This window comes from Streptomyces sp. NBC_01296, assembly GCF_035984415.1.
Lineage (GTDB): Bacteria > Actinomycetota > Actinomycetes > Streptomycetales > Streptomycetaceae > Streptomyces.
In genome coordinates, this window is sequence record NZ_CP130720.1 from 8,376,514 (window position 1) to 8,398,545 (window position 22,032).

At 71.0% G+C, this 22,032-nt stretch carries 21 protein-coding genes; 12 read left to right on the forward strand and 9 right to left on the reverse strand.

What is annotated here, in order from left to right:
• Positions 1 to 82 precede the first annotated feature (82 nt).
• Positions 83 to 736 (reverse strand): TetR/AcrR family transcriptional regulator, encoded by a 654-nt coding sequence (locus OG299_RS38055; RefSeq protein ID WP_266636900.1) that lies wholly within the window; start codon positions 734 to 736, stop codon positions 83 to 85.
• A gap of 337 nt (positions 737 to 1,073) precedes the next feature.
• Here OG299_RS38055 and OG299_RS42870 point away from each other — a divergent pair, with 337 nt between their 5' ends.
• The 3 genes from OG299_RS42870 (at position 1,074) to OG299_RS38070 (ending at position 2,950) form a co-directional block, all read left to right on the forward strand.
• Entirely contained in the window at positions 1,074 to 1,346 is a 273-nt protein-coding gene (locus tag OG299_RS42870; protein ID WP_442817607.1) for a single-stranded DNA-binding protein, read from the forward strand.
• A 35-nt stretch (positions 1,347 to 1,381) separates the two neighbouring features.
• Positions 1,382 to 1,855, forward strand: a complete 474-nt coding sequence (locus OG299_RS38065; RefSeq protein ID WP_327364091.1) for a hypothetical protein — start codon at positions 1,382 to 1,384, stop codon at positions 1,853 to 1,855.
• A 309-nt stretch (positions 1,856 to 2,164) separates the two neighbouring features.
• Entirely contained in the window at positions 2,165 to 2,950 is a 786-nt protein-coding gene (locus OG299_RS38070) for an ATP-grasp domain-containing protein (protein WP_327364092.1), read from the forward strand.
• Positions 2,951 to 3,121: 171 nt separating this feature from the next.
• Here OG299_RS38070 and OG299_RS38075 read toward each other — a convergent pair whose 3' ends face one another.
• Both OG299_RS38075 and OG299_RS38080 read right to left on the reverse strand, forming a co-directional pair.
• On the reverse strand, positions 3,122 to 3,583 hold the full coding sequence (locus OG299_RS38075) for a DUF3592 domain-containing protein (protein ID WP_266636894.1): 462 nt from the start codon (positions 3,581 to 3,583) through the stop codon (positions 3,122 to 3,124).
• A gap of 328 nt (positions 3,584 to 3,911) precedes the next feature.
• Positions 3,912 to 5,000: a pentapeptide repeat-containing protein gene (locus tag OG299_RS38080; protein ID WP_442817608.1), complete on the reverse strand. Its 1,089-nt coding sequence runs from the start codon at positions 4,998 to 5,000 to the stop codon at positions 3,912 to 3,914.
• Between the two features lie 168 nt (positions 5,001 to 5,168).
• Between OG299_RS38080 and OG299_RS38085 the strand changes: the two genes are divergently transcribed.
• Both OG299_RS38085 and OG299_RS38090 read left to right on the forward strand, forming a co-directional pair.
• Entirely contained in the window at positions 5,169 to 6,146 is a 978-nt protein-coding gene (locus OG299_RS38085; protein WP_327364094.1) for a transposase family protein, read from the forward strand.
• A 710-nt stretch (positions 6,147 to 6,856) separates the two neighbouring features.
• Positions 6,857 to 7,330 (forward strand): hypothetical protein, encoded by a 474-nt coding sequence (locus OG299_RS38090; RefSeq protein ID WP_327364095.1) that lies wholly within the window; start codon positions 6,857 to 6,859, stop codon positions 7,328 to 7,330.
• Between the two features lie 22 nt (positions 7,331 to 7,352).
• Here the strand turns inward: OG299_RS38090 and OG299_RS38095 are convergent, their stop codons facing one another.
• Positions 7,353 to 8,213, reverse strand: a complete 861-nt coding sequence (locus tag OG299_RS38095) for an MBL fold metallo-hydrolase (RefSeq protein WP_327364096.1) — start codon at positions 8,211 to 8,213, stop codon at positions 7,353 to 7,355.
• Positions 8,214 to 8,489: 276 nt separating this feature from the next.
• Between OG299_RS38095 and OG299_RS38100 the strand changes: the two genes are divergently transcribed.
• The 3 genes from OG299_RS38100 to OG299_RS38110 all read left to right on the forward strand — a co-directional run bounded on the left by OG299_RS38100 (position 8,490) and on the right by OG299_RS38110 (position 11,010).
• Positions 8,490 to 8,954 (forward strand): AfsR/SARP family transcriptional regulator, encoded by a 465-nt coding sequence (locus OG299_RS38100; RefSeq protein WP_327364097.1) that lies wholly within the window; start codon positions 8,490 to 8,492, stop codon positions 8,952 to 8,954.
• The gene (locus tag OG299_RS38105) at positions 8,849 to 9,781 is read left to right on the forward strand and encodes a BTAD domain-containing putative transcriptional regulator (RefSeq protein ID WP_327364674.1); all 933 of its coding nucleotides are present in this window, start codon (positions 8,849 to 8,851) and stop codon (positions 9,779 to 9,781) included. The genes OG299_RS38100 and OG299_RS38105 overlap by 106 nt, the downstream gene beginning before the upstream one ends.
• Before the next feature lie 764 nt (positions 9,782 to 10,545).
• A complete protein-coding gene (locus tag OG299_RS38110; protein ID WP_327364098.1) occupies positions 10,546 to 11,010 on the forward strand; it encodes a hypothetical protein in 465 nt (154 codons plus the stop codon).
• Here OG299_RS38110 and OG299_RS38115 read toward each other — a convergent pair.
• On the reverse strand, positions 10,982 to 11,530 hold the full coding sequence (locus OG299_RS38115) for an SUMF1/EgtB/PvdO family nonheme iron enzyme (protein ID WP_327364099.1): 549 nt from the start codon (positions 11,528 to 11,530) through the stop codon (positions 10,982 to 10,984). The genes OG299_RS38110 and OG299_RS38115 overlap by 29 nt on opposite strands.
• A 475-nt stretch (positions 11,531 to 12,005) precedes the next feature.
• On the opposite strand from OG299_RS38115, the gene OG299_RS38120 reads away from it, so the two are divergent.
• The gene (locus OG299_RS38120) at positions 12,006 to 13,286 is read left to right on the forward strand and encodes a cation:proton antiporter domain-containing protein (RefSeq protein WP_266636880.1); all 1,281 of its coding nucleotides are present in this window, start codon (positions 12,006 to 12,008) and stop codon (positions 13,284 to 13,286) included.
• Between the two features lie 88 nt (positions 13,287 to 13,374).
• On the opposite strand, the gene OG299_RS38125 is transcribed toward OG299_RS38120, so the two are convergent.
• The 4 genes from OG299_RS38125 to OG299_RS38140 all read right to left on the reverse strand — a co-directional run bounded on the left by OG299_RS38125 (position 13,375) and on the right by OG299_RS38140 (position 17,832).
• Positions 13,375 to 15,108 carry an HEXXH motif domain-containing protein gene (locus OG299_RS38125; protein ID WP_327364100.1) on the reverse strand — a complete coding sequence of 578 codons (1,734 nt, stop codon included), beginning with the start codon at positions 15,106 to 15,108 and terminating at the stop codon, positions 13,375 to 13,377.
• 33 nt (positions 15,109 to 15,141) lie between these two features.
• Entirely contained in the window at positions 15,142 to 15,351 is a 210-nt protein-coding gene (locus OG299_RS38130) for an aldo/keto reductase (protein ID WP_266636876.1), read from the reverse strand.
• A gap of 142 nt (positions 15,352 to 15,493) precedes the next feature.
• Positions 15,494 to 16,642: an effector-associated domain 2-containing protein gene (locus tag OG299_RS38135; RefSeq protein WP_327364101.1), complete on the reverse strand. Its 1,149-nt coding sequence runs from the start codon at positions 16,640 to 16,642 to the stop codon at positions 15,494 to 15,496.
• Complete coding sequence (locus tag OG299_RS38140) at positions 16,639 to 17,832, reverse strand: alpha/beta hydrolase family protein (protein WP_327364102.1); 1,194 nt, start codon at positions 17,830 to 17,832, stop codon at positions 16,639 to 16,641. Before OG299_RS38140 ends, OG299_RS38135 begins: the two co-directional genes overlap by 4 nt.
• 176 nt (positions 17,833 to 18,008) lie before the next feature.
• Between OG299_RS38140 and OG299_RS38145 the strand changes: the two genes are divergently transcribed.
• The 3 genes from OG299_RS38145 (at position 18,009) to OG299_RS38155 (ending at position 21,956) form a co-directional block, all read left to right on the forward strand.
• Complete coding sequence (locus OG299_RS38145) at positions 18,009 to 19,313, forward strand: cation:proton antiporter (RefSeq protein WP_327364103.1); 1,305 nt, start codon at positions 18,009 to 18,011, stop codon at positions 19,311 to 19,313.
• A 129-nt stretch (positions 19,314 to 19,442) separates the two neighbouring features.
• Positions 19,443 to 20,564, forward strand: coding sequence for an IS630 family transposase (locus OG299_RS38150; RefSeq protein WP_327280728.1), 1,122 nt, complete (start codon positions 19,443 to 19,445; stop codon positions 20,562 to 20,564).
• Between the two features lie 45 nt (positions 20,565 to 20,609).
• Positions 20,610 to 21,956, forward strand: coding sequence for an IS630 family transposase (locus OG299_RS38155; RefSeq protein WP_327360012.1), 1,347 nt, complete (start codon positions 20,610 to 20,612; stop codon positions 21,954 to 21,956).
• Positions 21,957 to 22,032 lie beyond the last annotated feature (76 nt).

The window sequence follows — 22,032 nt, forward strand, 5'->3', positions numbered from 1 at the left end:
TGAACTGCCGCCGCCACATTCCGCGCGCCGTCGCTGACCCGCTCGCCCGTTGGCGCACGACCCGCGCCCAGCGCTCTGCCCTTCATGCCTGACCGGCGTCCGCTTCGGTCGCTTTGACGGCTTCGGCGGAGCCGTGTGTCAACGCGCCGGCGCGTGCAGCGGCGAGTGTGATCCGTACGGCCTGGTCAGCGGTGCTCTCCTCGATCGGATCGGCACTGACCAGCAACCGGAAGTAGATCGGAGCGGCCATTGTTTTGAACAGCTCGACGTGATCTGTCCCCGCCGGGAGTTCACCCCGCTCGATTGCGCGGGTGACCACGGGCTCGGCTCGCCGGAACCGGTCGGCGAGGACCCGTCGCCGAGCCTCGGCAATCTCTGGCAGCCGGCCGGCATCGGAGAAGATTGTGGTCTGCACCGCCCTGCCCACCGGGCCCGTCATGCTCTGCACGAGCGCTCGCGCGAGCGCTTGGAGGTCGGTCTCGACGGCGCCGGTGTCCGGAATGGGGATGTCGGTGGCGAAGTGTTCGGCGAGCGCGTCGACGACCAGGCTCGCGCGGTCCGTCCAGCGCCGGTAAACCGTCGTCTTGTGCACCCCGGCCCGCTGAGCCACGCCCTCGATGGTCAGCTCGGCATATCCCCGGTCCAGCAACTCGGCGAGGGTGGCGGCGCGCACCGCCGCCTGTGCCTTGCGGCCGCGCCCGACCGGGCGGGCGGGACCGGAGGAACTCAACTCCATTGCGACTCCAAGTTGCGTTAATGGGTGATCATGTGCCAGGCTCCAGCGTATCGCAACTTGAAGTTGCGTCGAGTGGGTTCCTGTCCAGCCGCGCGCCGGAGAGCCCTCAATCCAGGAGAAGCGTCGTGACGACACCACCACCGCCCGCAGGCTGTGGGAGCTGTCCGAGGGGCTCACCGGCGTTCCCTTTCGGCTTTCGGCGTCGGCAACCTGGTCGACGACCCCGAACTCAGGATCCCCCCGGCAAGCGCCGTAGTCGCCGCGTTCCGCATCGCATCTACCCCGCGCGCGCGGTCGACCGGCGGCCTACGAAGGGAAGTACGGCGAAAGCCTGTTCCTGACCTGCTCGGTATGGCGCCAGGCCGACGAGGACGTCGCCCTCACCCCCGCCCGCGGAACCTGCGTCATCGTTTGCGGCCGCCTGAAGCAGTGCACGTACGAGGACCGCGAAGGCGTAAAGCGCGCCGTCGTCGAGCTCGACGACGAGGAAATCGGCCCAGCCTCAAGACCGCCCGCCACCGGCACCAGAACAGCTCACAGACGCCGTTCCAGCCGCTCGCCGCGGCCGGTCGCGGCCCCTCCCGCGCCCCCGGCGGCTGGCAGCGCGTGAACAGTACCTCGACCCCAGACAGGAGCCCCGCCCCGATGGCCCGCACACCCGACCTCGTTACCCTCGCTTCCCTCGACACGCACCGCCTGATCGTCGCCCTTCCGAACCAGGGCCCCGCCGACGTCCGCTCGAACCTGCCGCGCGCCACCGCCGCCGCCATGCTGCGCCGCCTCGCCGACGAGCTCGACGCCGAGCAGCTCCTCGCCGCCCTGCCCGGGGAGGCGTTCGCCACCCTCGCCCACCAACTCACCCGCCGCCACCGCCCCGCCGAAGCCGCCCGGCACGCTGCCGACGCCTTCGCCCGCCACACCCGCGAGCTCGCCAACATGCTCGCCGCCGCCCTCGACCGAGGCATCCCCGCCGAAGCCCCGTCGGTCGGCCGGCACCTGGTCTCGATGCTGCGCAGCCACGCCGTCAATCTCGACAGCCCGCCCCGGACCGCCGTCAACGATGTGCTCGACCTCGCCGCCGCCCGCCACGCCCGCCTCACCCGCCGGACACAGCGCTGAGCAGCGACACCACCCTCGCCGTTGACCGGGGCAGATGCCGTTGGTTCCCAGGCCGCGGGAAACGGGCCGTCGGCGTTGGCGCGAAGCACCGGCTGCTCTTCATCGACCGGATCCTGGCCACACTCGTGCACCTCCGCCACGGAGCTGATCGGCTGCCAAGGCGCGGACTTGGCGTGCCGATGTGGGGGAAGTGGCCCGGCAAGCGAGGCAGCTCAGCTGTCGTGTCTCATGAGACACCTCGAGGTGGTGGTCTCTCAGACTGGGATATTCGGGCGCTTGTTCGGTGGGTGGTTGGTTAGGATCGCCGGAATGGAAGCCCGCACCCCGCCCGTCCTGCTCCTGCCCGCACCCCGCACCTCGACCGCCGAACTCATCGGCCAGGCAGCAGCCTGGCGCGGCTACGACGTGGCCGACCGGGCGGCGCGTGTCGAAGGACGCCGGGTGCACTGGTACGGAGGCCCCCGTGCAGCCGCACGCCTTGCCGGCCCGCTGGGCCTCGGGCTACTCGAACCGGCCGACGACTGGCTGACGCACGTACCGCGCCCCCTCCTGCGGCGCAGCGTACGGCTCACCACCCTCGCCGAGGCCCGGACACTGCGGGAACGGGCCTTCGTGAAGCCGCCCTCGGCCAAGATCGACCTGCTGCCCGCCGCCGTTCACGAGGACGGGACCAGCCTGCCCGGCGGGCTCGACGGCTCCACGCCGGTCCTGGTGAGCGGGGTGGTGGAGTTCGCTGCCGAGTACCGGCTGTTCGTCCTCGATGGCGAAACCGTCGCCGGAAGCCGGTACGCCGTCCGCGGACGCCTCGACCCGGCGCCGCTGGACGCGGAAAGCCGTGCGTTCGGCCGCACCGTCCTCGATGCCACGGCTGCCGGTCTGCCCAGCGCGGTGTGCCTGGACATCGGTCGGCTCGTCGACGGCGGCTGGGCGGTCGTCGAGACCAACATGGCCTGGTTCGCCCACTGTTACGCCGCCGAACCGGACCGCGTCCTCGACGTGGTGCTCCGCGCCGCCGGCCCGATCGCCTCGGTCGCCGAGCGGGACCGGCCGTACCTGAGCGGGTCAGCGGCCCATCCGGAGCGGGCTCAAGGGTGACCGGTACTCGGCCTGGTCGGCGACCAGGTCGGCGTAGGCGTCACGGCGCTTCAAGATCGTCGCGAGTCGTACGGACATGCCGCCAGCCCCCGCCCGCACGAGGTCAGCCGTGCGGCACAGGGCACTCGCCCGGCGTTCCTCCCGGACAGCCCTGACTGGGCATCAGGGCACCTACGCGTACAGCGCCCCGACGCCGAACCCGAGCCCGATCACCGTGAAGAGCGCGCCGACTCCGACGAAGACCCACCACAGGCCGTTGCCTCCGGCCGGAAGGATCCACCGGGAGGGATTCGCGGGGTCGTAGCGGACCTCGACCCGGGTTCCGACGGCAGGAGTCCTGTTGAGCGGGCGGGCCACGTTCGAGCTGGTCTCCATGGCCCGGCCGTCCGCCGTGGTCCAGGCGACGACCGGCGCGTACGCCGTGGTCCCGGTGCTCCGGATCGTGATCGAGTCGCCCGAGCCCGCGCCCTCCATCCGCATCGCCTCGAGGCGGATCACCACCCCCTGGGCCCGCACGCCGTCGCGCAGCAGACGCCGGGTCTCCCGGACCTTGTGGCAGGACACCGCACCGAGCACGGCCCCCGGCAGGGCGAAGGCGAGGGAAAGGATCCACAGAGTAGAAGAGGGCGGCATGAGACCTGTTTCGGTTCGGAAGCGGGGCGCGGGGCCCGGTGCACGACCGGCTTGCGCAACGCGCAAGCCCCCGCACCCCCGGGTCCGAGTACTACCCGTCCAGACGCCTGTGCACCGGTTTCGGTTTCGCAGGTCCCGTGCGCGAGCAGGGTGCGACCGAGCCCCCTGGGACCCGACGGCTGCGTGCCGCACGCTAACGACCTTGGGAGCGATACCAGCTCCGGATCTGCCTGGCGGTCTGGGCCCCTGCGCGATCAGGACGCCGCTAAGGAGGAGTGGTGCCGTCCGGCGGATCGCGGTCGCTGCTGTTTTGACCGGCGCGTCTTGGTCAGGGAGTGGACCGCAGCGGCGCCGCCCGCCACGTCATCCCCGGGGGCTGGAGTAGGGGCGAGGGCTCAGGGCCGGGGTCATCGGTGTCGACGACTCCGGCGGCCGTGTGGTCGAAGTCGGCGGGCCAGCGGGTGTGCTCGCTGGCCACGGCGCCGGTCAGGCGCGCTTCGACAAGGTTGGCGGTGCTCAAGTCGGTGCCGCGCAAGTCGGCCATGCGGAGATCGGCGCGTTGGAAGACCGCGCCGTGGGCGACGGCCTTGCGCAGGTTTGCCTCGCGCAGGTCGGTCTCAGTGAAGTCGGCGTCGCGCAAGTCGGTTTCGACCAGCTTCGCGCCCCGTAGGTCGGCCAGAATGCAGCGAGCCCGCCGGAGAATCGCAGTCGTGAGGTCGGCGTGCCGCAGGTTGACCGAGACCAGGGACGCCTGGGTCAGATTGGCGTGGTATAGGCCCGCGGCCTCCAGGCAAGCGCGGTCGAAGTTGACCTCGGGGAACCAGAGGCCGTCGCAGTCGGCCCGGCGCAAGTCGGTGATGCTGAGATTGACCCAGGACTGCTCCCGGTGCTGGCACAGCACGCCGAGCGCGGTCAGCGCCACCTGGGCGTCGGCGGCGCGAGTCTCCAGGGGGGTGATGTCGTTGATGGGCACGTCTGCCGCCGGTGATTCCGGCCCGGCGGGTGGCCAGGGCAGGTGCGTACGCAGATACGCGGCCTGGATGGAGATGATGGCCTCCCGGTCGCGGGCGGACTGCTCCGCGATCCGCCACAGCGCGTGCAACCCGCCGATGCGCACATCCAGCTTGTCGCTGCCGAGCTGGTCGACGGCCCGGCTGAATCGGTCGGTGACGTAGCCCTCCTGGGTGGCGCGCAAACCGTCCTGACTCACCCGCAGTTGCCGCCAGGTGGCATACGCGCCAAAGAGCACGACCAGGCCGCCGACCACCTGCAGAAGCGTCGTACGGACATCATTCACCGCCTTCAGTCGATCCTGTGCGGCGACGCTCGCCCCGGCGAGATCGTGGTCGACCACCACACCGGGCAGTAGGACGAACACCGTGCCTAGAACGACCAGCCCGGCGGCCCCGGCCAGCAGAGCCACGGCTGTACGACGCCTGACCAGCCCGTCGCGCCATGCCCGCCGACCGCGGTCCGGTTCCCCCATCTCCATGGGCACAGGAGCTTAGGCTCCACTTAGTAAACGATCAAGAGTGCTGTGGCACTGGCCCGTAACATGAGAACGGCCGTATGGGTTGAGTGAGTTGTGAGGTTTACCTGGGCCCGTGCGGCCTGTTCCCATCCCGCCCTGTCCGGGGTCTCGCGCGCACACTTCGGCGAGTTACTCAAAGAACTCGCGCCCCGGTGGCAGGCCGCGCGGGAGTCGGCGCTACACGAGCGGCGTGGCGGAGACCGGAGGCGGGGGGTCGGCGCCGGGCCCAAGCAGCGCCTGGTCTTCGTCGACCGGCTCCTGGTCACGCTGGTCCACCTGCGGCTTGGGATCCCGCACGCCGCTCTGGCCGAGTTGTACGCAGTGGACCGCTCCACCGTCTCCGGAGCCATCCGCGAGGTCCGCCCCCTGCTGGCGACCCGCGGCTTCGCCGTCCCGGACCGGCCGGGGGTACGGCTGCGCACGCTGGAGGGCCTGTTCGCCTACGCCGGCGCGGAGGGCGTTGACCTGCGCATCGACGGCACCGAAGTGCAGGTCCGCCGCCCCCGCGCCCACCGCCCCGGCCGCAAGGCGTTCGTCTCCGGCAAGAAGAAGCAGAACACGATCAAGACCACCACGTTCAGTGACCCGCAGGGTCGCACCCTGTTCAGCGGTGTGGTCCGGCCGGGCCGCATGCACGACCAGACCGCCGTGCGCACCGAGGGCATCGCCGAGCAGTTCCACCGGCACCCCAAGGTCAAGGCCGAGGTCGACGAGGGCTACCGGGGCCTGGCCAACGAGTTCCCCGGCCAGGTCAGCGCCCCGCCGAAGAAACCAAAGGACGACGCGCCGCTGGGCGAGCACCACGCCTGGCGCGAGCAGAGACGCCGCCAGTCCTCCGCGCGGATCTGCGTGGAGCACACCAATGCCGAGTACAAGCAGTGGCGGCCCCTGCAGCGGTTCACCGGCCGCCGCGAGACCTACGCCGAGACCCACCTCGCGATCGCCACCCTGGTCTCTGACCGTTCCGCCCGGCGAGCGACCCGCCGCAAGGCGAGCACCGAACTGGTGCTCGCCCGGCAGGCCGCCTGCTGATTACCCACCAGCCAACCCGCCAGGCCAGCACGCCCCGAACTCAATCGCTCCCAAGGTTGTAAGGCGTGAGACATCGGTGCGCCCGTGAGGCAACGGAGAACACCCCGGGCGCACTCGCCCGGGGCTGCGCCCGCTCTACTTCACTGTCAGGCGCGCGGAAGTCGTAGGTACCCCCGTGGGGCTCGACATCAGAACCGGCGCGCGCGTCGGGGCCGGCGAGCATGTGGGGCTCGGCATCGGAGCCGACGTCGTGGAATCGGCCTGGGCCATGCCGGTCGCGAGAGCGAGGTCGGCAACCAAACCGGCCACGGCAACAGCTGCCGCGACTCCACGAACATGGTGAGTACGCATGTGGGTTCCCCCTGGTCGATATGCCCAGCACCGTCGCCGAGCCTTCTCCAAAGAGAGCCACACCGTCCGTCGTCGAACCGCAAGATCCGGCTCCCGCCCTCAGCCGGGAGCTGCTGCCCGCTTGCCCTCCCGGCCTTGTGCCTGTCCGAGGTGCCCAACCCGACGGTCACCGCCCGCTGGACCTTGCACCACATCGCCGACCGCGCGCCGGGGTGTGACCGCGCGCCGCCCTCGTGGCGCCGGCCGGGCTCCCGGAGCCGAGGCTTGACGGCCCCACCGGAAGATATGACACTCAGAGTGCAAGTTGTTTTGCGGGGCGCTCGGGGTCGTCCTGTTCGATCTGCAGCGAAGGGCCGACCATGTCCATCGACAGCGCCCGCGCATGTTCCTCGGAACCCGCCGTGACGCGCGCGGCCCCGCCGGGGACGCACCGCGTCCCCGGGCCCGCCGCGGCGCCGCTCGCCCCCCGGCGCCTGCGTGCGCGGGCGGCCTACGCCGCCGTCTGGGCTCTCGGCGGGAACACGCCCGCCTGGGAACATGCACTGCGCGTGCTCGTGCTGGTGCTGTGCGTCAGCACGGCCGGACAGCTGGTCGGCCCCCGGCTGGCGCGGTTCGGGCGCACCCCGCTCGACCGGGTCCTGTTCTACGGCCTGCTGGCCGGGAAGGTCCTCCTCGTCGGGGTGGCCCTCTTGGCCGACTGGATCTTCGGCTTGTGGTTCGCCGACCCCGCCCTGATCACCGGGGTGTGCCTGTTCGCCGTGGTCACGGCCGGCGGCCCCGCCCTGCACCGCCGGCTCGCGCACGGTAAGACGGGCCGTTCGGCCGCGCGGTAGGTCGGTGCGGTCTGTCCGCAGGTCAGTCCCGGTACACGACGACGAACGAGCCGCGGGGATGGGAGCCCGGCTGTCCCGCCGTCTCCGCGAGGGCGCGCCGCAGGGCGTGCAGGTGGGTGGTGGCGAGCTGGAGCGGAGGCTCGTCCGGCTGGTACGTGGTACCCCGCGGGTAGTCGGTGTCCGGTTTCGTGGTCATCTCGATGTGGCAGCCGAGGACGTGGGTGATCGGGCGGGTCGCGCAGAAGTCCACGAGCCGGTCCACCGTCTCGGCGTAGGCCGCCCGGTCCTCCACGTAGAGCCGCCCGGGGTAGAGCGAGTCGCCGGTCAGCAGCAGACCCGTGTGCCGGTCGTGGAAGACCAGAGCGGCGGCCTGGTGGCCGGGCCCGGGGATGAGGTCGAGGACGCGCCCGCCCAGGTCGAGCTCGGCGGTGTGGTGCGGCCAGTCGTCGAGTCCGAAGTGGACCGTGACCTCGTCCAGCCCCGGGCCGACGATCGTGGTCTCCGGTCTGTCGGTGAACTGGCCGTCGCCCGCGATGTGGTCGCCGTGCCCGTGGGTATGAGCGACCGTCAGCGCGTACCGTGCGCGGGGATTGCGCATCAGCCAGTCCTCGATCAGGGCGTCGACGGTCGCGCGCAGGGGGAAGTGGCCGGAGTCGGCGGTGGCGCCGGTGTCGATCAGCAGCGCCCGCTCGTTCCCGAAGAGGAGGAAGAGGAACGGCGCCTCGTAGTGCACGGACTTGTTCTGGCGCAGGATCACCGTGTTCTCGGTGTACGCGTGGACCTGGATCTCGGGGGCGGGATCGTGCTTGGGGGACGGCCAGCCCGCGTGCCACACGGCGTCCAAGCTGCCGGGGACCGGGGCGTCGGCGAGGAAATCGATCACGGCCCCAACCTATCGCCGCGACGCCGCGCGTTGACCGCGTTCATACCGTCGACACCGAGTCCTGTGGCCGGCGCCACCACTGACCCTGCCCGGTGATCCACCAGAAGCCGGTCCGTGCGCTTCACCGGACCGAGCGGCTGCGAGGCCGATGCTGCGGCGGCCGTGGCCATGCCCCAACGCGGTCCGGATTCGGCCCTGTCCGCCCCGGGCCCCCTCGGCTATCTTGATCACCGCATTGACGACAGGGGTGGGCGCACTGTCCGGGGGGACCTGCCGATGACCGAGTTCCGGCTGCTGGGACCCGTCGAGGCATGGCGCGACGAGCGACGATTGACCATCGAGGGCAGGAAGCCGCGGGCACTGCTCGCAGCACTGCTGCTCGAGCGCGGGCAGGTGGTGTCGGCCGAGACGCTGATCGACAGGGTGTGGGGCGACTTCCCTCCCGACAGCGCGAGGACCCTCGTCCAGACGTACGTGTGGGTACTACGCCGCGCCCTCGGCGATGTGATCGAGACCAAGCCGGCCGGGTATCGGATCCGGGTGGCGTCCGCCGGGACGGACCGGGACCGCTTCGCGGAGCTGGCCGACCAGGGGGCGCAGCGGCCGCGGACGGCCGACACGCAGAGGCCGCCGCGCTGTTCACCCAAGGCCTCGACTTGTGGCGTGGGCCGGCGCTGGGAGGGATCGGCGGGGCCCTCGCCGTCGCTGCCGCCGGCCTGGACGAGGAACACCTGTCCGTGAGGGAGCAGCGGGCTCAGGCACAGCTCTGCGCGGGCACACCGGTCGATCTCGCCGAGCTGAGCGCACTCGTCGCCGCCCACCCGACCCGCGAGCGCGCCAGGAGACGCCTCATGCAGGCTCTGTACCGGGCCGGCCGTCATGCCGAGGCCCTCGAGGTGTTCGCGCAGGGCCGCCAAGCGCTCGCCGACGAGCTCGGCGTCGAGCCCGGTCCGGACTTGCAGGCTCTGCACGTGTCGATCCTCCGGGCGGGCGGCGACCCCACCGGCCAAGTGTCGGCGCCGGCCGCCGCTTGCGTCCCCGAAGCGCAAGGCGAAGCGGGCGGCGAGCGCGGTGCCAGCGGTCCGATGGCGGTGCCCGTGCCGGCCCTCCTCCCTCCGGCCACCGCGGACTTCACGGCCCGCGCCCGGCCTCTCGCGGAGCTGCTGCGCCACCTCGTCGGCGCGGGCGGGGACACTGCCTCCACCCGTACCGCCCTGCCCGTCTGCGTCGTCTCCGGTACCGGCGGGGCGGGCAAGTCGGCCCTCGCCGTCGAAGCCGCACACCGGTCGGCCGAGGCGTACCCCGACGGCCACCTCTACGCGGACCTGAGCGGCGCCTCCGCCCCCGCCAACCCCGAAGAGGTGCTCGCCCGGTTCCTGCGCGCCCTTGGCCGACCGGTCCCCGACAGCCTGCACGAGCGCGTGGACCTGTACCGCCCACCCTTACGGGCCGCCGAATGCTGCTCGTACTGGACGATGCCGCCTCCGAGGCGCAGGTCCGCCCGCTGTTACCGGGCGCCGCATCCTGCGCCGTCCTGGTCACCTCCCGCAGCAGGCTCCCCGCACTGACGGGTGCGCACCGCATCGAACTCGATGTCCTCGGCCCCGCCGAGGCCCTCGCCCTGCTCGCCCGGGTGGCCGGAGCGGAACGGGTCGCGGCCGAGCCCGCCGCGGCCCCGCACGAGCTGCGTGCGTACGGGGGTCTCACGGTGGGTCAGTCCGAGTTCGGCAGCCTCGGCCGCTTCCGCCCAGGCAGCGCGGTCACCGGCCCACTGGGCCCAGATGAGGGCCCCTCGTGGGAGCGGGAAGCCCTGTTCGACCGCGGTCCTGCAGGCCGATCGCAGGGTCGCCGTCGCGCGCCGGGCGTCCTGCTCCGAGGCGCAGCCGGTAGACGATGTGCTGATGGACCTCGCTGCCGCCTGGGTCGAGGTCGGCCCCCTCGCCGAGCAGGGTGACGGCAGCCGCCGTGTCTCCGATGTTGCGCCGGTCCAGGAGCAGCGCGCCGAGGCGATAGGCAGCCGCCTGCCGGTCTGCCGGGCTGCACTCCTCGACCACTCCTCGACCACTTCTCGACTCAGTGCGATGGCCCGGTCGAGGGATTCCCGGTCGCGGGTCGTCTCGTATTGGAGTTCGAGCACCCTGCTCACCCTGCGCCGGATCTGGGAGCGCTCGGAGCAGCATGGTATCGAGGCCGCAGGTGGCATGTGCCAGGGCAACTCGGGTGAACCTCCGACCGCGCCATCGCCAGGTCCCGTTCTCGGGCAAGGGGTACTTCTACGCTCCGCATGGGTGTCGGCCGACCGGCATCCACAACACGGAAGAATGGAATCCCCATGCGTCTTCGCACCACAGCCGTCGCCCTCGTCGGAGCCCTCGCGCTCACTCTCCCCGCCGGCGCCCAGGCGTTCGCCGACGACGGCCAGGCTTTTAACTATGTCTTCCTCAAGGACGGAGAGAGCCAGCTCGCGCAGATCAGCGACTTGACCGAGGGCAAGTGCCACAAGCTGGCGGTCACCGACGGCGCCGTCCAGGAGATTGCCAACGACTCCGACATGGTCGCCCTGCTCTTCGACAACGCCACGTGCAGCGGTGAGCCGGTCGTAGCCGCCGGCCCGGGCGAGAAGGTCGGCGACATCAAGGCTGTCGCCGTGGCCTTCGAGCACGCCGAGCGAGCCGAGCAGGCCGATCACGCCGATCACGCCGAGCACGCCGATCACGCCGACGGGGCAGCCATGCCCGGAGACGACGCGGATGAGGATGGAGACCTCTTCAAGAGGGTCTTCTCCTCCATGGGCTGACGCTGCCCGCAGCGCTGGCCCGGAACCCACGCAGTTCCGGGCCAGACGCGCAACGAGTGCTGCGACAGCACGCCGAGCAGGTCGCCACGGCAATCTCTTGCCCCTGTCGAAACCGCTGCCAAGACTGCCGTGTCCGCCCGGTGGGCCGGGCTGCTGTCCGCGACCACGCGGAAGAGCCCGTAATCGCGGACCGCGTGCTCCCATCGGCCCCGGTGGGCAGGCGGGTGCCGGACCAGGCGCAGTACGCCAGGGCGTCGTTCCAGGAGCCGTGGACGGCGGGTTCACCGAGGGCGGTGTCTTCGAGGCACCGCTCATGCCTGCCGGCGCGGCCTTCCCCAGGCGGTCGGCGGGGCGTGAGGAGATCCGCAATGCCAGCGGCGTACTGAGAGCAGCATCCGGGGGCGCGGATGAGTGATGGTGCCGCCACGGCCGGATCGAGTAGACGCCGAGCAGCAGTCACGTCCGGGACCCCGAAGATCTGGGCCGGTGACCAACGCCTGCCCCTCCAGTGGCACCGCACCCGGTGCGCACTCCGCGTCTGTCCTTGGCCATGACCGCAGTCGGCGGAAATGCGCTGTGCGCCGACCGCACCCGAGGTGCATCAGGAGCGAGTCGCGGACGAGGCTGATGCCGTCGGCGAACTGCCCGCTGTCGACGTACCGCGGATCGTTGCAAGTGGTCATCCATCTCGCGTCATCGAGGCATGCGACGCGTCCGGCCGTGAGCGCTCACGGCACCTTCGCCGCGAGCATGCCCGCCACATGGGGTCTGCAGCGTGCCCCGGCGTCACTGGCCCTCGAGCCATTCTCCGGCGGAAGTACACCGCGGCTCTTCGCAGCAGGCACACAGTTCTTGAGCAGCCCCGTGAACCGCAACCCGGTTCACGTACCCCGACCAACCCCGGTGACCGCACCAGGCGATCGCCGGGCACCTGACCACCCGCCCAGGCTGCCCCAACGGGTCAAAGGACAGCCCGCCTTACGGAGACGGACCGTATGAACACCCATCAGACCACATCACTCCTCCTCGGCCTCGCCGCCATCGTGATCCTGGCACGCGTACTCGGCGCGTTGGCCCGGCGGCTCGGACAGCCGGCGGTGATCGGTGAGGTCCTCGCCGGCATCGCGCTGGGACCCACCCTGTTCCACGGCGCCATCTCCGACGCCCTCTTCCCCGTGTCCATACGGCCACTGCTCAGCGCTCTGGCCGCGGTCGGAGTCGCGGTCTTCATGTTCATCGTCGGCCTCGAGTGGGACGCCAAGCTGATACGCGGCAGCGGAAGCCTTGCCGTCGGCATCTCGTTCAGCTCCATCGTGCTGCCCTTCGGCCTCGGCATGCTCCTGGCGCTCTACTTGATGGACGAGTACGGCTCCGACAACCAGACGGCGTTCATGCTGTTCATGGGCATCGCCATGTCGATCACGGCGTTCCCGGTGCTGGCCCGCATCCTCACCGACCGGAAGATGACGCGCACCCCACTGGGTGTGGTGGCTCTGGCCTGTGCCTCCATCGACGACGTCCTCGCATGGTCGGTGCTCGCCGCCGTGGTTGCCATCAGTGGCGCCGCGGGCGGCGACGAGTGGCGCATTCTGCTCGCGATCCCGTACCTGCTGGGCATGCTCTTCGTCCTGCGCCCCCTGCTGCAGCGCTACGTGGCCCGCCGGCCCGGCCTCCGGCTCACCCCGACCGTGTTCGGGTGCATCGTCGCGGGCCTGCTGCTGTCCGCCGCTGCCACCGAGTGGGTGGGTCTGCACTACATCTTCGGCGCGTTCCTCTTCGGCGTGGTCCTCCCGCGCACCGGCACCGAGCAGCTCCAGTCGCAGGTGCACGAGCGCCTCGGGGAGATGAACGGCACGCTGCTGCTGCCGGTGTTCTTCCTCGTCGCCGGCCTCAAGGTCGATCTCTCGGGGCTCAACATGGACGGGCTGGGCGCCCTGGCGCTGATCCTCCTGGTGGCTGTCGGCGGCAAGTTCATCGGCGCGTTCGCGGCCGCCCGGCTGAACCGGATGCCGGTACGGCAGTCCGCTGCCCTCGCCACGCTGATGAACACCCGAGGCCTGACCGAGCTCATCGTCCTGAACGTGGGCCTGCAACTGGGCTTCCTCGACAAGGGACTCTACTCGCTCATGGTCGTCATGGCCGTGGTCACGACCGCGATGGCGGGTCCGCTGCTGAGCTGGCTCCTCGGCAAGCCGGCACGCAACGACCTGCCCGAGACACCCGAGAAGCTCGAGGCACCCGAGCACACGGCCGGAGCGGTACGCACGAGCGCCTAGTGACCTGAGCCAGAGATTTGGTGGCCGTAGGCGGCACCCGGCGACCCCCTGTCGCTTCCGGATCCTGCGCACCGGCTGAAACCGGGACCTACGCCCCGGCCAGCCAGGCGGCGGCCCTCCGCAGCTCCTCCGGAGTGCCCGGTGCCAGGGCCGACAGGCGCTCCGGGCGTCTCAGGAGCCGCCGGTGGGCCGGGGTGAGCACGGCCTCGGCCAGCAGCCAGCCGCTGAGGGCGTGCGGGTCCGCGGGGGACCGGCGCAGGGTCTCGGCGTAGAGGGCCTGGGCCGTGCGCGGGACCCCGGCGACGAGGTGGCCGTCCGCGCCGGCCGGTGCGAGCGGCGGATCGCGGTAGAGACGGGCGCGGGGGTCGTGCCACAAACCCGGCGGGCCGGCCAGGACCGGCTCGTGCGCACCGGTCGGTGGGGGAGCGCCTCCCGCACCGAACGCCGAGGCCAGCGCGGTCCGTTCGGGTTCGTCGCAGCGCAGGTTCCGCAGCCGCCACTCGACGACGTGGCTCAGCGCGGCGGCCCGCGCCCGCTCGGCGGTCTGCGGTGCCACGGGCTCGCGCAACCAGCTGTCGAGGGTGGCCGCCAGCCCATGCAGCACCCGGGAGCCGGGTGCGGTGAGCCGGGCCCGGGTCAGCAGCGTACGGACGATCAGCCGGGTCTGCAGGCGGCGCAGCGCGAAGTGGAACCCTGCGATCTGGGGGTCCACCCCCGGGTCGGTCATACGGGCACGCCAGAATCCGGTGACCCCCGTGAAGGCGTACGCGCCGTGCAGCAGCCCGGTGGAGTGGCGCGGATCGGGCCGCCACGGCGCGTAGTGGATCTCGGCCCCGTCATCGTGGAGCAGGGGGAAGAGATGGAGCAGTGCACCGAGTTTGCTGTGCTGGAACTCGTGCACCATCGCCTCGGCGAGCGCCAGCGCGTCGGGCGGGCGGGAGATGACCATGGAGCCGAAGGCGTCCGACGTGGTCGCGCTGACCAGTACGTCGGTGGGGGCGGGGCCCGGCGCGGTCGATGCCGTACGGGTCGGCCCGCCGGGCTCGGCGAGGTCCGCCGGCACGATGCGCCGGACCTCGGCCACCCGCAGCCTGCCCGGCCCGTCCGGCGAGGGCCCCTCCAGGATGGCCGCGGCCTCGGTGAACAGCCGTTGCCAGCGTTCTGCCTCCGCTTCGGACAGCGGCTGCGGGGTGACCGGTTCGTCCAGGTCGCGGTAGGGGTCCAGGTCGTCCAGCCAGGTCGACGTGCCGACGAAGGTGCGCGATGGGGTCCAGTGGCTGCGCCAGGCCTCGTCCAGCGGGCGGACCAGGATCGTGCGGCCATCCGAGGTCAGGTGCAGATCGCCGCCCCGCAGCCGGGCCCGGGCCGTGCCGTAGCCCGGAAGACCGCCGATCCGTGCCAGGCCCAGGGTGGGCAGGGACAGGCCGCCGTCCCACAGGGGCACGTCCAGTTCGACATCCAGCCCGGCAAGGATCCGCGCGGTCAGCGAGATGGCGCAGAGGTGCCCGGCATCCGCCCACAGGGGCGGGCCGCCCGTCGTGCCGTGGAGACGGCGCACCATGTGCGCCGTCCAGCAGCCCATGTGCGGGCTCATCAACAGTGTCTCGCACGCGTTCGGTTCCACCTCGGCCGCCTCGGCGAACAACTCCCAGACCGGTGCGACCGGGCCCAGTTCACCCAGTGCGCCCGGCAGTTCGTTCAGCCGGTCGAGCAGTTCACCCAGGAGCATCAGGCGCCTGGTGCGTTCGACCCGGACCAGGAACGCGACCGCTTCGGCGGAGCCGCCGCCCGAGGCGAGTTCGTCGAACCTGGCGCCGGGCATCCGTAACCGCGCCTCGTGCTCCCGCGAAGCCATCTACTCGGCCCTGGCCCCGCCGGTCGGATTGCTGTGCCCCATGGTGTTGCTCCGTGCACGGCGCGCCTGCGCGAGCAGCCGTCGGCTGCGCAACCGTGCGGGAACGCCGCGCATGGCGGAGAGGCTCACCCCGGTCAGATCCGCGAGATCGGATTCGACGTGCTCCACGCGGTCCGCACCGGGACGGTCCGCGTTGGCCGGCTCATGCAACGTGCTTCCCCCTTCAAGTGCCCCGGTCCCACCGACCGGGCGGGACGCGCCACCGGCGCTGCCGGGGTCTCCTCCATGATGACGAACGGGGGCCGTGTCGAAAAGCCCATGTGATCAAGCCATCTGACGATGCCTCGGCCCTTCACCCGGCGGGTCGCGGTCCGGCACACGCGTGGACGGCAGCCTCGAGGGCCACGGCCCGCTGTTCGTCGTCGTCCAGCAGGGTGACCGCGGCGTGGAGCAGCCACAGCTCTCCGGGCGCCTCGCTCAGGGCGCGGACGATCCCGATGAGGTCGGTGCGCGGCTTGGTGTGCCTGCGCATCCGCTCCACGGTGCGGGTGGCCTCGCCCAACTCCATGATGATCGCCTGCCGTTCCTCGGGATCGGTCATCATCGGGTAGGCGAGCAGGGCGCCGATGAGGCGTTCCATGGGCTGACCGGGTGCGTTCGCCATCCCCACCGCGGCCCGCGGTGGTGCCGTCGCGGGGGTCGGCGGCGCCGGGTGCTCGGACCGCTGGGGGGCGTAGAGCCACATCATCGGCAACTGGTCGGTGCGCCGCTCGGCCCGCAACCGCTCCACCCGCTGCTGGACGTCGCCGAACAGTGCCTCCGGATCCGGCCACTGACGCGCACCCCCACCCACGGGGCCGCACCGGCTGTCAAGGGCCTCCAGAACACTGGCCGAGAACAGACCCGTGCCGCGCACGGGATCGTTCGTGGCCCGCTGCCCCCGGGTCGCCGCCAGCAGCAGCGTCTGGTGGTGGGACTGCACCCGCCGTCCCACGGGCAGGGTCTCGGCGGGCAGCGTGTGCTGGAAGCCGTACTCCTCCTCGAACGTCTGGCAGGCGTCCACGATCCAGATCTGTCGGCCGAAGCCGGGCAAGGCGTCGCTCGCCAGGGTCCGGCGCATCGAGTCCAGATCGAGGTTGCGCTTGTCGGCGGTGGTGGCGTCCTCGCAGAACAGCCGCAACCGTTCCGCCCGGTCCAGCACCCCGTGCCCGCCCCACCACACCCACAGCGCCTCGCCCCGCAACGGGTGCAGCCCGGACACCACCAGCTGCCGCAGCGTCGCGTGGTCGGCGGGCCGGTACGGCACGTCCGAGCCGGTCAGCGGGTTGAGGTGGAGCAGGATGTTCTGCTCCGGTACGCCGAGACGCAGCAGCCAGGAGCGGAAGCGCAGTGCGTCCCCGGCAGGCCCGGGCAGGTCCCAGTCGGGCCCGGCGGCGTACCGCTCGATGCCCACGACCACTGCGAAGGTGCGCTCCGGCGCGGGAGCCGCGGTCCCCGTCACGACAGCCGGGCCGCGATCTCGCGGTAGACGGCCGGATTGGTCCAGTAGGCGCTGTGCGCGGCCGGGAACGGCTGCCGGTTGTCGACCTCGACATCGGTGACCCGGTCGGGGAACAGCCCCGCCCCGAGGTAGCCGAGCAGGTCCCGCCGGTCGTAGACGTTCAGCCAGTCGGGCACGTGCCGCGGCAGCGGCTCCGGGTGGGCGAGCCCGGGCAGGGCCCCGCTCTCGTAGAGGAACGGCCCCTGGGACCCGACCGTGACCAGTAGTTGCACGTGCGGCAGAGGCGCGGCGACCAGGGTGTCCAGGGCGATGATGCCGCCGAGGCTGTGCCCGACCACGACCACCGGCGCCGACAGCTCCTCGATCAGCCCCCGGAGCCTGCGCCGCAGCGCCCCGCCCCGGGCCAGGTACCGCATGATGTCGGCGGCGGCAGGATGGCCGGCCTCGGTCAGCGCCCGGCGCCGCCGGACCGCGGCATGTGAGGCGAGCCGTAGCGCCGGCCGGGCGAGCAGGGCTCCGAGTCCCCGCTCGGAGCCCGCCGGGCGGGCCCCCATGAGTTCGGCCAGGGCGGCCACGGCCGCGTCCCGCGCCTCGCCGTCGGGGACGACGGGCGCGTCCTGGGCGAGTACGGCGGCCAGCGCCGCAGCGACCACCGCCCGGGCGAGCAGCCGGGCGAGGTCCTCGTCGTCGGGCAGGCGGCTCGCGGCCCGGCCCGGCAGCGGGCTGCGGCTGAGCGCCAGAGCGGCCTCGGACAGGTGCTGCTCCGGCACACCGGTGCGTTCGGCGACATCGGCCACCTTCCCCTGGAGGGCGGCCAGCAACGTCTGAGGTCGCTCCCCGGGGATCGGGGCGCCGAGGGGCAGTTCACCGGGGGCGGCCGGGCCGTCCGCGGCGACCAGCGCCAGTTCGAGGAGCGGATCGCGGTACAGGTCGGCCCAGCGCTCGCTGTCGGCGTCCTCGGCCGGGGCCGCGTCGGGCGACCCGCCGAGGCCGCCGCGGCTGCGTCCGCCCGGCTGCGGCAGGGACAGGCCACCGCCCGCCAGCGTCGCGCCGAACTCCCCGCCCCAGTAGAACGGGACCGGGTGGACGGCCGGGGCCACGGCGCGCAGCCCGGCCGAGAAGCGCCCGTACAGCTCCGAGAAGCCGGGCTCCCGGACCCCCGTGCCGTGGATGAACAATGCCGTCGTCATAAGCCCCCGCCCGGACGTCAACCAGTCACCGTGAACGCGATCGTGGCACATAACGAGGCGTCAACTTGGCAGTATTCTGAAATCGTGCCCCTCGACCCCGGGTGCGCGCTCTTTGTTATGCCGTGCACCCGCCGTGGCCGTTCCGGCCCGGCGCCGGACTCCTCGAGGGGGACCGTATGGGTACTGATGCGATGATCACCCATCTCGTCGGCGCCACCGCGCTCATCCTGATCGTCGCCCACACCGCGGGCTGGCTCTCCCGGCGGTGGGGACAGCCCACGATCATCGGGCAGTTGATCGCCGGCATCGCCCTCGGCCCGACCATGCTCGCGGCGCTCTCCCCGGGGCTGTCGCGGATCCTGTTCCCCCCGGCGCTGGGCCCGGTGCTCACCGGGCTCTCCCAGATCGCCCTGGTCCTCTTCCTGTTCGCCGTCGGCTACGAACTCGATCTCGGCGTGGTCAGGGGCCGGGCCCGTACCGTGGTGGCGGTCTCGCTCGCGGCGTTCGTGCTGCCGATGACGGCCGGGTGCGCAGTCGCGCTTCTCTTCCACGGCCGGCTGGTGGAGCTGGGCGCGCCCCGCGAGATGTCCACGGCCTCGGTGCTGTTCTTCGGCGTGGCGCTGTCCATCACGGCCGTGCCCGTCCTGACGGCCATAGTCCGCGAGAACGGCCTGGCCGGGACGGTGCCCGGCATCGTCGCCGTCGCCGCCGCCGGGTTGATCGACGTCATGGGCTGGACCGTCCTGGTGGGCACGCTGCTGGAGACCGAGGTGAACGGCGGGCTCTCCCGGCCGGTGCGGCTGGCGCTGCTGCTCGGGTTCACGGCCGTGATGCTGCTCGCCGCCCGACCGGTCCTGCGCCGCCTGGTGTGGCGCTCGGGGGTCGACCCCTCGGTGAGGCTCGCCGTCCTGGTGGGCTTCGCGTTCGCCTCGGCGTGGGTCACCCAGGCTCTCGGGCTGCACGTCATCTTCGGCGCGCTGCTCGCCGGCGTGGTCACTCCGCGGGAGGACGGCGGCACCCTGGACCCGGACCTGGTCCGGCCGCTGCACGACATCGGCATGCTGCTGCTGCCGTTCTTCTTCGTGGTCTCCGGCCGCGGCGTCGAGATCGGCGCGCTCGACTCCACCGGTGTGGTCGCGGTGATCGCCGTGACCCTCCTCGCCATCACGGTCAAGGTGGTGAGCGGGACCGTTGCCGCCCGGCTCGCGGGCCTGGACCGGCATGATGCCCGGACCGTGGGCGTCTTGCTCAACACCCGTGGTCTGACCGAGCTGATCGCGCTGAACGCGGGCCTGCAGGCGGGGCTGATCAGCGGCCGGCTCTACACGGCGCTGGTGATGATGGCCGTGGCGACCACGGTGGCCACCGAGCCGCTGCTGGCCGTCGTACGCCGCCTGCGGGCGCGCGCAGCGGGCGCGGGCGGGGCCACTCCGCCACCACCGCGCACCCCGGTCGACGCATCTTCCGCCGAGGCCCTCTGATACCGCGTACGCGGCGCAGAGCGGCACCGCGGCGTACACATCCTGACGGCGGCACTCCGTACGGCGAGGACGGAGCGCCGCCGTAGGTCGCCTAGTGTCCTGCGCCGGAGATCCGTCGTTAGTTTATGTATGACTGCTTCTGCGGATGTGCCGGTGCCACGTCGTGGTCCGAAGTTGGAACCGTTGTTGTTGTCTTCCGATGAGCGTGTGGTGTTGGAGCGTTGGGTCCGCAGGGCGTCATCTGCGCAGGCGGTGGCCTTGCGGGCCCGCATCGTGTTGGCGTGTGCCGGTGCTGATGTGCCGCCGATTGTCGTGGTGGCACGGGAGTTGCATATCGCGGCCGACACGGTCCGCAAGTGGCGTCGCCGGTTCCTGGCGGCCCGGCTGGACGGGCTGGTCGACGAGCCCCGGCCTGGCCGGCCACCCACCATCAGCGTTGATCAGGTGGAGGCGGTAGTGGTCGGCACGCTGGAGGAGATCCCGAAGAACGCCACTCACTGGTCGCGTTCATCGATGGCCGCCCGCAGTGGCCTGTCGAAGTCGACAGTGGGCCGGATCTGGCGGAAGTTCCAGCTAAAGCCCCATTTGAGCGACACGTTCAAGCTGTCGACGGACCCGCTGTTCGTGGAGAAGCTCTACGACGTGGTGGGGCTGTATTTCAACCCGCCCGAAGGAGCGGTGGTGCTGTCGGTGGACGAGAAGTCCCAGATCCAGGCTCTTGACCGCTCTCAGCCAGTGCTGCCGATGATGCCCGGCATGCCCGAGCGCCGCACTCACGACTATGTTCGCAACGGGCTGACCACCTTGTTCGCGGCCTTCGACGTCGCGACCGGTGAAGTCATCACCTCACTGCACCGTCGCCACCGGGCCGCGGAGTTCAAGAAGTTCCTCATCAAGATTGACAAAGAGGTCCCCGAACACCTTCAGGTCCACCTGATCTGCGACAACTACGGCACCCACAAAACCCCGGCCATCAAGACGTGGCTGGCCAAACACCCACGGTTCCACCTGCACTTCACACCCACCGGCTCCTCCTGGATCAACCAGGTTGAGCGATGGTTCGGCTTCCTCGCGGACCAGAAGATCCGCCGTGGCGCCCACAAGAGTGTGCGCTCCCTGGAAGCCGACATCCGAGCCTGGGTCAAGCAGTGGAACGAAAACCCGACCCCGTTCACCTGGACCAAGACAGCCGAAGAGATCCTCGACTCACTCGCCCGCTTCTGCCAACGGATCTCCGGCGCAGGACACTAGTGTTCTGCGCCTGAAATCTCAGGGCTAAGTCTGTAGCCTGTTGTCATGTCGCCAGGTCCTCGTGCCGTCGAAGTCCGCCTGTCCAATGAGGAGCACGCCGAGTTGTCCCGCTGGGCGAGTGGGGCGGTGGCGCCGCGGTTCGCAGAGCGGGCGCGCATTGTGCTGGCGTGCGCAGGCGGGGTGCCGAACGCGCAGGTGGCGGTCAAGGTCGGTGTGACCGCAGCGACGGTGAGGAAGTGGCGCGGGAAGTTCGCCGCCGAGGGGATGGCCGGACTCGAGGATGCCGCCCGAATCGGCAGGCCGAAGGCCGATCTGGTTCTGAGTGAGGCTGAACGGAACCAGTTGGTCCGGTGGGCCCGGCGTGCGAAGACCGCCCAGTTTCTGGCTCTGCGGGCGAGGATCGTCCTGCGTTGTGCGGAGGGCGGGACGAACAGGCAGGCCGCGGTCGAGCTCTGTGTCGATGCCTCGACCGTCGACCGCTGGCGCAGTCGTTTCATCGCCCATCGCCTTGAAGGCCTGGTCGATGAGCCCCGTCCGGGCCGGCCGCCCTCGATTCTCCTTGACCAGGTCGAAGACGTGATCGTGGCGACGCTGGAGTCCACGCCGGGGAAGGATACTCACTGGTCGCGGGCCTCGATGGCAGCTCGGACGGGGCTGTCGAAGTCGACGGTCGGCCGGATCTGGAAGCGGTTCGATCTCAAGCCGCATCTGCAGGATTCCTTCAAGCTGTCCACCGACCCGCAGTTCGTCGACAAGGTCGTCGACGTCGTCGGCTTGTATCACAACCCGCCGGAACGGGCAGTGGTGTTATGCGTGGATGAGAAGAGCCAGATCCAGGCTCTGGACCGTTCACAGCCGGTGCTGCCGATGATGCCGGGCATGCCCGAACGACGCACCCACGACTACCTGCGGCACGGCATCACCAGCCTCTTCGCCGCCTTCAACATCGCCGACGGCACCGTCATCAGCGAACTCCACCGCCGCCATCGCGCGATCGAGTTCAAGAAGTTCCTGGTCACCATAGACAAAGCCGTGCCCCACGAGCTCGACGTGCACCTGGTCTGCGACAACTACGCCACCCACAACACTTCTGAGATCAAGACGTGGCTGGCCAGGCACCCCCGCTTCCATGTCCACTTCACGCCCACAGGCTCCTCCTGGATCAACCAGGTCGAGCGGTGGTTCGGTCTGCTGACCGACAAGCTCATCCGCCGCGGCGTCCACACCTCGGTGAAAGCACTGGAAGACGACATCCGGGCCTGGATCGAGACCTGGAACGAGGACCCGAAACCCTTTACCTGGACGAAGACCGCCGACGAGATTCTCAAGTCCCTCGCCGACTACCTCACCAAGATCACCCCATCCGACCCGAGCAACCAGGCGCAGACTTAGCCCTGAGATTTCGGGCGCAGAACACTAGTGCCGCGTCAGGCAACGTTTGCCCGTCAAGGAGCGGCGTCCGGTGCCT

What these genes read in the sequence shown, in the direction of transcription:
- OG299_RS38065 (WP_327364091.1), top strand. Translation starts at nt 1,382, where the DNA reads ATGGCCCGCACACCCGACCTCGTTACCCTCGCTTCCCTCGACACGCAC.
- OG299_RS38140 (WP_327364102.1), bottom strand. Translation starts at nt 17,832, where the DNA reads ATGACGACGGCATTGTTCATCCACGGCACGGGGGTCCGGGAGCCCGGC.
- OG299_RS38110 (WP_327364098.1), top strand. Translation starts at nt 10,546, where the DNA reads ATGCGTCTTCGCACCACAGCCGTCGCCCTCGTCGGAGCCCTCGCGCTC.
- OG299_RS38070 (WP_327364092.1), top strand. Translation starts at nt 2,165, where the DNA reads ATGGAAGCCCGCACCCCGCCCGTCCTGCTCCTGCCCGCACCCCGCACC.
- OG299_RS38055 (WP_266636900.1), bottom strand. Translation starts at nt 736, where the DNA reads ATGGAGTTGAGTTCCTCCGGTCCCGCCCGCCCGGTCGGGCGCGGCCGC.
- OG299_RS38125 (WP_327364100.1), bottom strand. Translation starts at nt 15,108, where the DNA reads ATGCCCGGCGCCAGGTTCGACGAACTCGCCTCGGGCGGCGGCTCCGCC.
- OG299_RS38120 (WP_266636880.1), top strand. Translation starts at nt 12,006, where the DNA reads ATGAACACCCATCAGACCACATCACTCCTCCTCGGCCTCGCCGCCATC.
- OG299_RS38075 (WP_266636894.1), bottom strand. Translation starts at nt 3,583, where the DNA reads ATGCCGCCCTCTTCTACTCTGTGGATCCTTTCCCTCGCCTTCGCCCTG.
- OG299_RS38100 (WP_327364097.1), top strand. Translation starts at nt 8,490, where the DNA reads ATGACCGAGTTCCGGCTGCTGGGACCCGTCGAGGCATGGCGCGACGAG.
- OG299_RS38155 (WP_327360012.1), top strand. Translation starts at nt 20,610, where the DNA reads ATGTCGCCAGGTCCTCGTGCCGTCGAAGTCCGCCTGTCCAATGAGGAG.
- OG299_RS38150 (WP_327280728.1), top strand. Translation starts at nt 19,443, where the DNA reads ATGACTGCTTCTGCGGATGTGCCGGTGCCACGTCGTGGTCCGAAGTTG.
- OG299_RS38145 (WP_327364103.1), top strand. Translation starts at nt 18,009, where the DNA reads ATGGGTACTGATGCGATGATCACCCATCTCGTCGGCGCCACCGCGCTC.
- OG299_RS38090 (WP_327364095.1), top strand. Translation starts at nt 6,857, where the DNA reads ATGTCCATCGACAGCGCCCGCGCATGTTCCTCGGAACCCGCCGTGACG.